We start from the raw sequence: 12,714 nt of genomic DNA on the forward strand, positions 1-12,714 counted from the left end.
ATCACGAAGATAGGTGCAACAATCGCCTCGAGCCGTGCGGCGAGCTCAGCGAGCTGTTTCAATCCTCACCTATCACGAAGATAGGTGCAACGGTAGAGAACCATAAATTTTGTCCGAGTTCGTGTAGCTCTCACCTCCCTTCCTTGAGTCAAACTCCTCAATCAACAGCGTAGAGAGAGCCGCTCAATCTCGCCAAGACCGCTCCCGGGCGGCCACGCGGCAGAAATCATGCGCGAACCTCACGCACAGCGTCCCACCACCGACGGTTCGCGCACCTACAACACTAACGGATCGTGCAGGTCATACACGATTTGACGCCCCATCGTTTCCAGATGCCTCTCCCGCGGTTCCGCCAGCCGGTAAAAACGCAGGCTGTCCTCGGCCGGGTCGATCGCCCGGGCAAGCTTGTCCTTCAACCGCTCATACTGCGCCGCTGACAGGATGCACTCAAACACCGACTTCTGCACTCGCTGACCATGCGCTTGGCAGATCTCCGCCACCTTCCGCAACCGCCGCCGGCCTTCCGCTGTTTCCGTCGCCACATCGTAGGTGACCAAGATCTCCACCGCATCCTCACCGCGCCAGATAAGGTGGATACTCCGCCAGATCTCCGCGCAGATAGCGCGCGAGCAGGCGCGCCTGCACATGCGCCACCAGCCCCCACGCCACCTTCTCTTTCAGCGCCCGATGCTCAACCTCCTCCGCCTTCCGCTCCTGATAGGCAACAATCACCACCTTCCGTCCCGCCTCATTCAGATACACCGCTCCGCCCGGCAGGAGATCAAAATGCTCCCGCCGAATCTGCCGACGATTAATCAGCGCCAGCGCCAGCCGATCCACCGACGGTCGGAGCTCCTCCATCAGATCAAGCGCGAGCGCAGGACGCCCCGGCCGAAGCGAGTGCAGAAAGCCCACCTGAGGGTCCAATCCCACCCCTTCCAAGGCACCCTGACAATCCCCACGCAACAGCGCATAGAGAAACGACAACAGCGCATTCGTCCGGTCTCGCGGCGGCCGTCGCGTTCGCCCATCTGGCGCAAGCTCCTCCCGGTCCACCCGCACCATTCGGCCAAAGACCCCAAAATACGCCCGCGCCGCTTCTCCCTCCAACCCGCGAATCACATTCAACTCAGTCGCCGCGCGCAGCCGCGCAAGAATATCTGCCAACTCCGCCGCCGCCATCGCCAGCCGATTCCGATCCTCGGCCTCCGAGTCACGCCCAACGCGAAGCAGCAACTGCCGGCTGTTCTGGATCTTCGCGGCCACAATTTGGCGCGCAATTCGCGCGGTACGCGTCTCGTCCAGCGCCGCAAGGTGCTGCGCACGCCGCAGCAGCACATTCCCCCGAACCGGCCCCTCCAACCGCCCTTGAAAACGCCCCGTCGACGACATCCAGACAACACTCCGACCATCGACCGCGCAGCGCGCAATCAACGCCGGAGTCAGCATCACCCGCCCAAAAACCACGATCGCCCCAAGATTCAGCAGCGGCGCCCGCAACTTCACCGTTCCGTCAATTTCGACCCGCACCGTATCCTGGTCGAGCGAGAGATACGCCCCTTCTGTTTGGACAAAAAGCGTGTTGAGCAGCTCGCGCATCGCTCAGCCCTCATCAGGAGGGAGGGTGAACAACTCCCGCTGCAGCGCCCGCAGCCGCGCCGGCTCTCCCGTGGCCGCCGGCAGGCAGACATCCCGCTGCGCGCAATGCCGGCACCGGCGATCATTCGGTGCCGGCGGCAAGCGCCCCTCCTCGATCATCGCCCGGATCGCCGCGATCGCCGCCTCCGTCTCCGCTCGCAGCGCCGCGTCAAACACCACCTCCACTCGTCGCCGCGTCCCATGGCTGTAGAGCGCGCCGCGCGGGACCGCCTGCCCAAACATCTCCTCCAAACAGAGCGCTTGGGCGCAGAGCTGCAGCGCAGCATGTCGTCCCGTTGGCCCAACCTTGTGCTCAACGGGGTAGGGCCCCTCCGGCCGCAGCTCAACGACATCCGCCACTCCGTGAATGCCCAGCCGATCACTCCAGATCGGCAGCCCCCGCACGACGCGCACCCCATGCTCAACCGTGATCTCGCCCGAGTGCACGCGCTCGTGCGCGATCGCCCCGCGGATCGTGAAGACATTCTCCTCGAACGTCCCCTCCACATGGATCAGCGCACATTGTCGCTCGCAGTAGCTCCAATGCTCGATCGCCGAGATGAGCACTTCTTCCATCGAAGTCAGCCGACAAGACGGGTCAGCGTCACCCCCTGGGGCAGCGCCGACTGCTCAGGAACCGTCACCGTGTAATGGCGAAACTGTCGCGGCGCCTCAATCTCGGGGTTGCGAACCACCGTGACCAAGTCAAACAACTGATGCGCCGGCGCATTCCCCGTCGGCCGCTCATGAGTGAAGACATAGAGCCCTCGGCACGCCATCAATCCTCGCGATGCTGAGCGGTCCGTGTCCCACATCTTTTGGAGCGCCTCCCAGAACAGCGCCAGATCCTCATCCGTCGCTCCCGTGTCCTGCGCGAGATGCGGCGAGACAAACCCATGCGCCCGGTAGAGGCCATACGGCACAATCGGCTTCCGGCCCATCTCCGTCTGCTTGCCGGCCGCGCGCCCCTCCTCAATCTCCCTAACCTGCGCGTCTTCCTCACGCGTCACCGCGACCCGCGTGATCGACAGGTCAAGCAGCGTCACCGGGTCAATCGAACGAGCAAACGTCAACTGCACCGGCCCGCGCACCTGTCCGCAGTTCACCCCCACCGACATCACCGCGCCGAACATCCGGATGTCGTAGAAGTTGCGGCACATCCACGCCCGTACCTTCTCGACGTCATTGGGCGGCTGCTTCGTCCCTATCGGCTTCAGACCTTCAGCGTCATAGGCCCGCCTGTGCTTCGCGATCAGCGCCTCCCCGCGCTGAACATAAATTTTCGTCCTCTCCTTCGTCCCGTGGTGCTGGTCCACCCAGTCGCGCACCTTCCGCTTCAAGCAGACGTCCGTGACAATCCCCTGCATCGTCTCCGGGTCGATGCGCGGCAGATTGCCGGCATCCGGGTCGCCGTTCGGATTCCCATCCGTCACGTCGAAGAGGAGCACAAAGTCATGGCGCTTGCTGATATCCGTGTACATCGTTCCCTCCTCAGTTCTGTGCCTGGGCGCGACGTTCCGCAGCGGCGCGGGCTGCCGCTCGGTTCTCCGCATGCTGGTGGTAATAGCCAAGCGCGAACAGCCCCTGCTGTTCGAGCGTTAGCGTGCGCGGCAGCGTTGTCAGCCGTTCGGCGATATCCTGCAGTTGGTTAAACAGCCGCCAATATGCGCCGGGGTTGCTGTCCTCTAGCTGGCTCAGCCGCACTCGCGCGTTCCGCAGCAGCGTTCCAAAGACCGTCGCCGGCGCGCTCGACGCCGTGCCGTAGAACCGGTCAACCACTGTCGATTTCACCTCCTGGCCCCCTGCCGCCGCGGTCTGGATCTGCTCGATCGTCGCGAACAGCCGGCCGCAGAGATAGCCAGGGTCATCAAGGGTCGGATCTAATCGCGTCAAAGTCTCCTCCCATCGTTCGTTTGCGCCGCAGAGCACCAGCTTGATCAGCGACGCCTGTGCCTCCGAAACCTCGAGATCAGCGCGCGTTCGTTGAAGCGCCAGATAGAGCAGCCGCTCCGGAACGGGCGTCCCCAGCAGCGCCGAACGCAGCAGCGCCTGCAGCGTCGCCGCCGGCGCATCGTTCAGGTCGCGTACCGTCGCCCCCACCAGCCGCCACAGCTGCTGGCCCCGCGGCTCCTCACCGTTCCGCTGCACAATCGCCTGCCGGCGCAGCCACTCCGCCACCCGGTCCTTCACCTGCCCAACCGTGCTGTCGATCCAGTCGCGGACCACCGCCCGCCCGCCGCTCGCGCTCAGGCTTGCCGCGTAAAACGCCGTTTCGTCCACCGCCTTCGTCAGGTCCCGGCCCTGCATCAGCCCGTCGATCAACTCCCGCACCAGCACCGGCTCCGGATTGTCGATGTACTGCAGCAAGTCGAACCCGACATCATCGCGCGTCCAGAAGACAAACACCCCGCCGCCGATCCGCCGGCTCGAGGATCGATCAGCAAGCAGCGAATTGATCGCCTTCGTGAAGCGCTCACCGCACTCCGGGCAGGTCGGCGCAATGTACGACTGCTCGAGCCCGTAGGAGAGAAAAGCTTCGGCATTCGCCGAGATGATCGACGTGCCCGAGGTCTGGCCGCCGGGAATCCCCTTCACCTTCCCTTCAAGGATCCGGAGCGCCGGCCGCCGCCGGCCGCAGACCAGACACTGCATCTCCAACGCGTCCTTCGCCTCATTGCGGTCCGCCCAGTACTGCTGCACCGCCGGCAAGTCAACCACGAACTGGCCATCCACAGTGAAGGTGATCAGCGCGCTCGGATCGAAGTCGTCCGGCAGCCGCAGCTGCTGCAGCGGGCCAGCCTCGAGAAACGTCGCCACTGCCTCCACACGCGGGTCGCCCGTCACCTTTGCGCACTCCGCGACAGCAGAGCGATAGAGCGCATGCCGGCTCCTAACCTTGTCAGGGTCCGCTCCCTCGCGTCCCACGCCGAGCGTGTACTCAGCGTGATCGGCAAACAGCAGCGGGACGTCAACGTTCCCCCGGGCAAAGCTAGGCACGCGACGCGGGATCCCCCGCTTGTTCTCCTTGTCCGCAGTATCCAGCGGTTCCGGGGCAGCGGGACGGCCGTCAGCGCGGAGCTGGATGACATAGCGCACCGGACGCTCGTCATACAGCCGCGGGGGCAAGTCAATCCGGCGACTGTAATCGACAAGCTTCTCGAGAAACATCAGGCTGCCTCCTCCGCCGGCACGCGCAGCACCCCCTGTTCGAGCCGGGCCCGAAAGAAGCGCGGCGTTCCGCTGCCGTCCTCCCGATACTCGAGGTCACGCAGCATCAGCCCCAGGTCCTCGGTCCAGTCGATCGGCCGGTCGTCCGGAGAAGGCGGCCCAAAGAACGCCGCGAATTCGCGGCAGCCAAGATACGGCTGGAAGAAGCAGCGTCCCTCCGCAACCCGCCGCCGAAACTGATCGCGGAATTTCGCCTCGTCCTCCGCCCGCCCGCTCTTCGGCTCCACCTGCGCCGAGATCACATACGCCACGTCCCGCAGCGCCAAAGTATGCCGCTGCGCGCGATCCTCGTCAGCGAAGTAGCCGCCGCCCTCACGCTCCCAGCGTTGGGCGCTCCGATGACTGGCGCGCGAGTTCACTTCATTGCGCCGGATCGAAAACCAGCGGACCTCCTTCAGCACCCAGATCTCTTCGACCCGCCAGACAAACTCCGGCTTCCAGAAGATCGCTTCGAGCACCCCGCGCGCCGCCGACGGCGTCATCACGGGGTATGACACCCGTTCCACCTTCATCTCCGGCCGTGTGAAACAGGCAAACTCGCCCCACACCTTGACAGCGAGGGGCGGGTGGCGCGAATCCGAACGCATTCACTCCCCCTTTCCGGCTGCTCGGCAGCCAGCGTGATCATAATCCAGTTATTGGTTCTTCGTTCTCAGACAACGGCGCGGAAACGCCGGAGAACTCTAGCTACTACCAGGAGAGGAAGGCAACGCCGTTTTTAAACCCCTTCCACCACCGTCAGTGCTCAGGCACGCCAACCCGCAGCAGCACGACGCGCTCTTTCACTGCCTGAGGACTAGAGAGGAGCAGAGCGGAGCCGCGGTCACGCCACATTTGAGTTGACGCGGTCACGGCAGTCCATGAGAGTAAGAGGACAGAACCGACACGCGATGCCGGGCGAGGTTTCAGGCGGCGCGTCAGCGCAGAGCATCGTCGCCTGAATGGCGAGCGACGCGCGGGAGCACAGTGATCCCCGGAGCCTCTTGAACGCCTCCCCCGCGGCATCAGAACGAACGCAGAAACCGGGCGACCACCCCCTTTTTCGCGTGCGGCGAACGCGATCGGGGGTGCAGCTGTACAAGTTCTTGACGAACTCAGAGGGGGGTCCGGCCTCATTGTCTCGAGACCGTCTCTAGAGGAGACGGCTAGAGAACGAGTTCGTCCGGGCGCGCCTCGCCGACAACGAGGCCGCGCACCGGGTCGTAGCCGTCGGCGCGGATCCACTCGCCGACGCCATCCACAAGCGGGACGATAAAGTGGCGCACTTGATCGGCCGCGCGGCGGCGCAGATTGACAACAAACGGCTGCAGCGCCCGCAGGGTGTCGCGCGGGTTCCCCCGCCGCGTCCGCAGGTCGTCCACCAGCGCCCGGACGCGCGCCCGCTGCTCCGGCGTGCCGTACGACGTGATCACTACCGCCTCGGTGTCATCGTCGATCATGCGAAACCGCCGCGCCGTCTCGGGGAAGTCATGGGAGCGCCGCGCTTCCTGCACCTGCTTCCGATCGGTTGCCAGCTCCACCACCGAAAACAGCGCCTCGTAATAGCGGCGCGCCACCGCCGGGTCGTTCGCATCGAGCGGCTCACCACCGACCAACCCTGCCGTCACCCCGGTTGCCGTTCGATACATCCCTGGCGGGAGCTTGCCCTCCGCCGGCTCGACGATCACAACCCGCCCCTCGGTCAGCCGGCCTTCGCGGTTGCAGCGGCCCGCCGCCTGGATCACCGAGTCCAGCGGACCGAATGCCCGCACGACCAGCGGAAAGTCCAAGTCGATCCCCGCCTCGACCACCTGGGTCGAGACAACACGGCACGGCGCTCCTTCCCGCAGCCGCCGCGCAATCTCTTCGATCGTGTCCTGCCGGTGCGCCCCGCACAGCAGGGTCGAAAGATGAAGCGCGTTCGGGTCGTCGAGCGCGTCCAGCAGCGCCAGCGCGTCATTCTTGGTGTTGACAACCGCCAGCGCCTGCGGCGACTCCCGCAGGATCGCCGCGATCTGGCTCCAGTCGAGCGGATGGGGATGCCACTCGTAGCGCACCCGCCGCAGCGCGCGGAACCAGCGCGCCGGGTCCGCGCCAATATCGCGTGCGGGGAGATCGCGAAATTCGGGCAGCATCTCAAAAGCAGGCTGGGTCGCCGTCGAGAGCACGACCGTCGCGCCATAGTGCGTCACCAGTTCGCGCAGTACATCAAGCAGCGGCGTCAAGAGCGGGATCGGCAGCGCCTGCGCCTCATCGAGGAGGATCACGCTCCGCGCCAGCCGGTGGACCTTCTGCGTCTTTGACCGGCCGTTCGCAAACAGGCTCTCAAACAGCTGCACCGTCGTGGTGACGACTACCGGCGCGTCCCAGTTCTCCGCCGCCAGCCGCTGCCAGAGGCTCCACTCGTCCCCTTCCTCACTCTCCGCGTCAGGCAGTTCGAGTGCGCTGTGATGCTCGAGCACCGCCCGATCCTGCGGCCCGGTCTCGAAGATCGAGCGGTAGACTGACGCCGTCTGCTCTGTGATGCTGATGTACGGCACCGCCACAACAACACGCCGCAGCCCATGCTGCAGCGCGTGCCGCAAAGCAAACGCCATCCCCGAGCGCGTCTTGCCGCCGCCGGTCGGCACCGCCAAGCGGAACAGTCCCGGCGGCTCCTCAGCAGCAGCAAGGCACGCCGCATACACCTCACGCCGCACTTGGTTGACAGTGGTGTTCGGAACAGCCGCCAGCAGCCGCGCTTGGTCGCGCTCGAGGCGCTCCCAGAGCGTCGCGAGCGGCAGCCACCCCGTTCGGCGGTCAGCCTGCTCCGGCTCGCGGTGCCGTTCGGTGTCGATTGAATCCGCATCGACCAGCGCCGAATAGACGAGGCGAAGGAACAGTTCCGCAGCGAGCCGATCGTTCGCCCACTCCGGCAGGCGCAGCGGCTGCGCCGGCACGAGGTCGGGCAGCAGCTCGCGCGCGCGGGCAATCGCCTCACTCGTCGCGCTGACCGTTTGCTGCTTGCTCAGCCATGCGCGGAACTCTCCCGGCGAGCGCAGTCCGCCATGATGCGCTTGGATCAGCAGCGCCGCCGCGCTCGCCTTTGCTTCCACGGCGAGGCGCGCCCCAGCGCCTTTATGGTCCGGCGCGCGAAACCGCCGCGCTTGGCGTCCCTCCCGCGCGGCTGCCTCCTCCTCTGACTCCGACCGCAGCAGATAATCCTGCCACGCCGGGTGGAACTTGCCGAGGTCATGCCAGAGCCCAGCGACATAGGCGAGGTCGCCGCCGCCGAACGGCGCAGCGAACTCCCGCGCTAACGCGGCGACCGCCCGGAGATGCGCGACGAGGTCTTGACGCTCGCCGGCGGCGTTCTTCGAATGAGCGTAGGCCACGGCGTCCCTCCCCGACGAGGCTGCGCGCGTGTGATTGTACTATTATCGAAATCAAGAGAAAACATTGCCGGCAGCGCTTTCAGACCCTTCCGCGCAGCGAGCCGCTCTCCACAGCGCCGGGCGAGACCGCTGCTTAGCGCGCCCCGCCCCAGCGTCGCGCGGTCATGCCGCTCTCCACAACGGCAGCGCTGCGCGGCGAGGCAGACAACACCGCGCTCATATCAATTTGAGGCTCCGCAAAGAACGCTGCCGAAGCCGCTACGGCACGCTCAGGACGATCTTTCCGAAATGCGTCCGTTCTGCCACCAGCCGGTGCGCCTCATCCACCCGCTCGAGCGGCAGCACCCGGTCGACCACCGGCTTGAAAAGACCATTAGCGAAAAGCGGAAGCGCAACCCGCTTGAACGTCTCCATCGTCTCCTGCACGAAGCGCCTGCTCGACGTAATACTGAAGCTGAGCAGCCGCAGGTTCCGGGCGCCAATGTTGAGATCGAGAGGGAGCGTCCGGCCGCCCGTGCTTCCGAAGAGCAGCACCGTGCCCTCCTCTCCCATCGCCGCGATCGTCTTGGCGCCCTGCTCGCCCCCGATCGTCAGCATGCTGACATCCGCGCCATGCCCCCCCGTATCGTGGCGCACCCGCGCCGGCACATCGTCTGTCAGATAGTTGTAAGCGGCATTGGCCCCCCACTCGAGCGCCTTTGCCACCTTCTCGTCGCGGCTCGCGGTGCCAGCTACCCATGCGCCCCGCCAGCGCGCAATTTGGAGCGCCGCGCTCCCAACACTGCTCGCAATTCCTTCGATCAGCACCCGCTGCCCCGGCTGCACATCCGCCAGCGTGATCAGCCCATGCCACGCCGTCTGCCAGCCGACCGGGATCGCCGCCCCTTCCTCAAAGCTGAGCCGCTCCGGCAGCGGCAGCAGATGCGCCGCCTCGAAGACGACAAACTGCGCATGCGAGCCGCGCGCCCGCCCAAACACCCGGTCTCCCGGCCGAAACGCCGTCACGCCCGGGCCAACCGCCTCGACCACCCCCGCCGACTCCATCCCCATCACGAACGGGACCGTCTGCCCCCCATACTCGCCGCTCCGCATCCGCGTTTCGGCGAAATTAACCCCAGACGCCTTCACCCGCACGAGGACTTGCCCCGGCCCCGGCTCCGGCATCGGCAAATCGACAATCTCCATCGCCTCAATCGGGCCAAATTCACGCACGTAGACCGCTTTCATCGTCCTGCCTGCTCTCGAGATACGCGCGCGGACGACCCGCGCGGCGCCGCCGCGCCCAGCACGATGATCAGGCTCCAGCGCAAGCGCCCCGCCGGGTCGCGCAGCGAGAACGCGCTGTGCGCCCGCGCCGCGCCGAATCGCACATTCTCTCCCCGCCCGCTCGGCAACTCCTCCCGGCTCACCCGAGCAGCGTCCGCTCTCCAGCGGGCCCGGCCGCCGTCTCGCCGATCAGGGCGAGCATTCTCACAAGGCCGCTCCCGATCACCCCATTCGCCACGCGGCGCCTCCTAGCGAACGCGCGGCACTGCTGCGGCAAGAAAGCACGGCGCTCACGGGGACGACCCACCACGCCCTCCTGGGCCGCCAGAGCGTGCCGCCCGCCCGCCAGCCCAACGAGCAGTCCCCAGCAATGGCCGACTTCACCAGTCGGCAACCCCAGCCAAGCGGCCAGCCGCTATCGCGCAAAAGCGCGATGAGCGCCCCGAACGAGTCCCAAGGGAGCTCTCGAGAAGCCCGTCAAAGGGCCTCAGCACGGCGCGTCTCCAGCGACAGCGGTGCATTTCGTCCCGGACCGGGCTGACGCCGAGGCCGGTGCCCACCCCACGCCCCTTCTCATCAGCAAAATCGCGGCGAGACCAGCCGCCAAGAAGCTGACGAGGGCGTGCATCAGCTGCGGCAGCCAGTATAGCACACGCGTTCGTCAGCTCAGTCGAGCCGCGGAATGACCTCCTCGATGAGCAGCTTCATCTGCTTCTCGGCGAACGAGCGTCGCATCCCGTGGTTGGAAACGCTCGTCGAGACATGACGAATGCCCGTCTCCTCCTCCAGGGCGCGCAGCGCGTCCACCACGTCATCGGGCGTCCCGCAGATCACGTGGGCGAGGTCCTTCCCCGGCGTCGACGATTTCCACCCCTGCCGAAACGTTTCGGCCGTCGCCGGGACCCACGGGTCGAAAAAGGAGCGGTCCTCGACCGGCTTCGAATAGCGGAACCACGCTTCATCGGCCTCCGCCATGCTCCGATACACTTCCTCTTCCGCTTCCGCGCGGCTGTCAGAGACCGCGATCTTCCGCGTGCATTTCGCCTCGCCCGCGAGCGCCTCGATCGTCTCCTCCGGCAGTCCCGCCTCAGCACACAATTCCCGGAAGGTCGCAAGCTGCTGCTTCAGCACCGCCGGCGCATCGATCCCGAGGATCGGCGCCGCGCGAAAGGCGACGGCCTGCCGCATCGACCACTCGGAGGTTGTTACCATATGCAGCGGCGGGCTCGGTCGTTGGTAGGGACCGGGCGTAATATAAAGGAAGGGCGTCTTCCAGACCTTCCCCTGAAACTCGACTGGCTCCCCCCGCAGAGCGGTCGTGATGATGGTGAGCGCTTCAACGAAGGAGTCGCGCTCGGTCTCGCGAGTGACCCCAAAGGCAGCGAATTCAATGTTGGTGTGTCCCCGCCCGACACCGACCCGCAGCCGGCCCTTGCTCAGATGATCAACCCACATCATCTCTTCTGCGAGCAGAACGGGATGGTGCATCGGCAGGAGCGCGATCCCATAGGCAAGCCCAATCCGGCGGGTGATCGACGCCATGTAGGCGAGGATGACCGACGGCGCGCTCGCCGACGAGTGATGCGAAAAGTGATGCTCCGTCAGCCAGAGATTTTCGAAGCCGCCGATGTCGGCCATCTGCGCTTGCCACATCAGATGCTCGATCTCGCTATGCCAGTCCTCGAGGATATGCTTCGGACGAGTATCGCCGTCCGCCTGCGTTCGCCAAAGCGTTGTTCCGATGCTCAGCTTCATCGCATCCCTCCGCGCTGCCATCATAGCGCGATGCGCGAGCGGAGGGAGAAGGAGGCCCCTTGCCCGAGCATGTTGATCTCCTCGTTCGCGGCGGCCTGACCATCACCGTCGACCCCGAGCGGCGCGTCTTCCGTCGCGGCTACCTTGCCGTCAAAGACGGGCGGATCGTCGGCGTTGGCCGCGACGCTGACTGCCCGTTCACTGCGGATGAAACTATCGACGCGAGCGAGCGGATCCTCCTGCCCGGCTTTGTTAGCGCGCACTGCCATCTCATCGGCGGCTACGTCCGCGGCGTCGGCGCCGACCGTGTCGTTCAGGTCGGCAGTTCAGCAGCGATGATGATCTCGGCGCGGCTGCGCCAAGCGATGGACGGGGCAGCATGCTATGCCGGCGCGCGGCTGGCGATCCTAGAACTGCAGAAATCCGGGGTCACCACCTTCGCCGACAGCCAGCCCGCGCTCGCCGGCAAGGAGGAGATGCTCGACGGCACGCTCCACGCTATCACCGAGTCGGGCGCGCGCTGCCTGTTCACTCGCGCTTCCCAGAACCGCACGGACTTCCTCGACCCGCGCTACCATGACTCGATCGACCGGGCGATCCCCGAGCTTGAGCGGCTGACCGACCGCTGGGCAAGCGACCGGATCGAAATCGCCGCCGAGGCGCAGGCGCTCCACCGCGTCGAAGAGGATCTGCTCAAGGCGCTCGCCCGCTGGAGCCGCGAGCGGGGCGTCCACTTCGCGATGCATCTCTCCTACAGCCGCGAGGCGGCCGCCCATGCGGTCGAGCGCTTCGGGCGGCCGCTCATGCTCCTGCTCGACGAGTGGGGCGTCCTCGACCAGCGCTTTCTCGGCTTCCACCCGGTCTGGCTTTCGGAGGAAGAGATCGCCGTCATCGCTCAGCGCGACGCTGGCGTCGCCTATTGCCCCGTTGACAATATGCTGATCGCTTCCGGCGTCGCGCCTGTCCGCGCGCTGCTAGAGGCCGGCGTCCGCCTCGGCCTCGGCCTCGATCAGCCTAACGACAGTCACAATTTCTTCGAGCTGATGAAAGTCAGTCTCCTGCTCCAGCGCGTTCACTCCCTCGACCCCACCTTTGGCTCGCCGGAGCTGGCGATCGAACTCGGCACCCTCGGCGGCGCGCGGGCGCTCCACCGCGAGGCCGAGATCGGCTCGCTCGAAGTCGGCAAGGCGGCAGATTTCATTCTCCTCGACATTCGTCGGCCGCCGCTCAACCCTCCCCCGGGACGGCTCTCGAACATTGTGCTGGCGGCCTCTCCTGCCGAGGTGGAGAGCGTCTACGTCGGCGGCGAGGCGATCATCCGCGCGGGGCGCCATCTCCGCTGGGATGAGGACGAGGTCGTGCTCGAGGCAAACCGGATGATGGCGCAGGTCGCCGCCCGCGCCGAGCTTGGCGAGGAAATCGTCCCCTTCACCCGCTGGCCGGTTCTGTAGCCTCGGGCCGAAACCGCCGCCCC

10 protein-coding genes are annotated in these 12,714 nt (G+C 66.0%); 1 reads left to right on the forward strand and 9 read right to left on the reverse strand.

Annotated features, from left to right (window positions below):
* Window positions 1-275 precede the first annotated feature (275 nt).
* The 9 genes from cas2 to NZ773_15360 all read right to left on the reverse strand — a co-directional run bounded on the left by cas2 (window position 276) and on the right by NZ773_15360 (window position 11,240).
* Window positions 276-566, reverse strand: a complete 291-nt coding sequence (cas2, locus tag NZ773_15320; protein MCS6803296.1) for a CRISPR-associated endonuclease Cas2 — start codon at window positions 564-566, stop codon at window positions 276-278.
* A gap of 7 nt (window positions 567-573) precedes the next feature.
* The gene (gene cas1c / locus NZ773_15325; protein MCS6803297.1) at window positions 574-1,599 is read right to left on the reverse strand and encodes a type I-C CRISPR-associated endonuclease Cas1c; all 1,026 of its coding nucleotides are present in this window, start codon (window positions 1,597-1,599) and stop codon (window positions 574-576) included.
* Between the two features lie 3 nt (window positions 1,600-1,602).
* A complete protein-coding gene (gene cas4 / locus NZ773_15330; protein MCS6803298.1) occupies window positions 1,603-2,214 on the reverse strand; it encodes a CRISPR-associated protein Cas4 in 612 nt (203 codons plus the stop codon).
* A 5-nt stretch (window positions 2,215-2,219) separates the two neighbouring features.
* Complete coding sequence (cas7c, locus tag NZ773_15335) at window positions 2,220-3,119, reverse strand: type I-C CRISPR-associated protein Cas7/Csd2 (protein ID MCS6803299.1); 900 nt, start codon at window positions 3,117-3,119, stop codon at window positions 2,220-2,222.
* A 10-nt stretch (window positions 3,120-3,129) separates the two neighbouring features.
* Complete coding sequence (gene cas8c, locus NZ773_15340; protein MCS6803300.1) at window positions 3,130-4,806, reverse strand: type I-C CRISPR-associated protein Cas8c/Csd1; 1,677 nt, start codon at window positions 4,804-4,806, stop codon at window positions 3,130-3,132.
* Window positions 4,806-5,453 (reverse strand): type I-C CRISPR-associated protein Cas5c, encoded by a 648-nt coding sequence (cas5c, locus tag NZ773_15345; protein ID MCS6803301.1) that lies wholly within the window; start codon window positions 5,451-5,453, stop codon window positions 4,806-4,808. The genes cas8c and cas5c overlap by 1 nt, the downstream gene beginning before the upstream one ends.
* A gap of 558 nt (window positions 5,454-6,011) precedes the next feature.
* Window positions 6,012-8,219 carry a CRISPR-associated endonuclease Cas3'' gene (locus NZ773_15350; GenBank protein MCS6803302.1) on the reverse strand — a complete coding sequence of 736 codons (2,208 nt, stop codon included), beginning with the start codon at window positions 8,217-8,219 and terminating at the stop codon, window positions 6,012-6,014.
* Window positions 8,220-8,477: 258 nt separating this feature from the next.
* Entirely contained in the window at window positions 8,478-9,446 is a 969-nt protein-coding gene (locus NZ773_15355) for a zinc-binding dehydrogenase (GenBank protein MCS6803303.1), read from the reverse strand.
* A gap of 705 nt (window positions 9,447-10,151) precedes the next feature.
* On the reverse strand, window positions 10,152-11,240 hold the full coding sequence (locus tag NZ773_15360; protein MCS6803304.1) for an LLM class flavin-dependent oxidoreductase: 1,089 nt from the start codon (window positions 11,238-11,240) through the stop codon (window positions 10,152-10,154).
* A 59-nt stretch (window positions 11,241-11,299) separates the two neighbouring features.
* On the opposite strand from NZ773_15360, the gene NZ773_15365 reads away from it, so the two are divergent.
* Complete coding sequence (locus tag NZ773_15365; protein ID MCS6803305.1) at window positions 11,300-12,691, forward strand: amidohydrolase family protein; 1,392 nt, start codon at window positions 11,300-11,302, stop codon at window positions 12,689-12,691.
* The last annotated feature ends 23 nt before the right edge of the window (window positions 12,692-12,714 follow it).

This window comes from Dehalococcoidia bacterium, from assembly GCA_025054935.1.
Taxonomy (GTDB): Bacteria; Chloroflexota; Dehalococcoidia; order SpSt-223; family SpSt-223; genus JANWZD01.

Coding starts and splice junctions, on each gene's coding strand:
- cas1c (MCS6803297.1), bottom strand. CDS start 1,599: ATGCGCGAGCTGCTCAACACGCTTTTTGTCCAAACAGAAGGGGCGTAT.
- cas4 (MCS6803298.1), bottom strand. CDS start 2,214: ATGGAAGAAGTGCTCATCTCGGCGATCGAGCATTGGAGCTACTGCGAG.
- cas7c (MCS6803299.1), bottom strand. CDS start 3,119: ATGTACACGGATATCAGCAAGCGCCATGACTTTGTGCTCCTCTTCGAC.
- cas8c (MCS6803300.1), bottom strand. CDS start 4,806: ATGTTTCTCGAGAAGCTTGTCGATTACAGTCGCCGGATTGACTTGCCC.
- cas5c (MCS6803301.1), bottom strand. CDS start 5,453: ATGCGTTCGGATTCGCGCCACCCGCCCCTCGCTGTCAAGGTGTGGGGC.
- NZ773_15355 (MCS6803303.1), bottom strand. CDS start 9,446: ATGAAAGCGGTCTACGTGCGTGAATTTGGCCCGATTGAGGCGATGGAG.
- NZ773_15360 (MCS6803304.1), bottom strand. CDS start 11,240: ATGAAGCTGAGCATCGGAACAACGCTTTGGCGAACGCAGGCGGACGGC.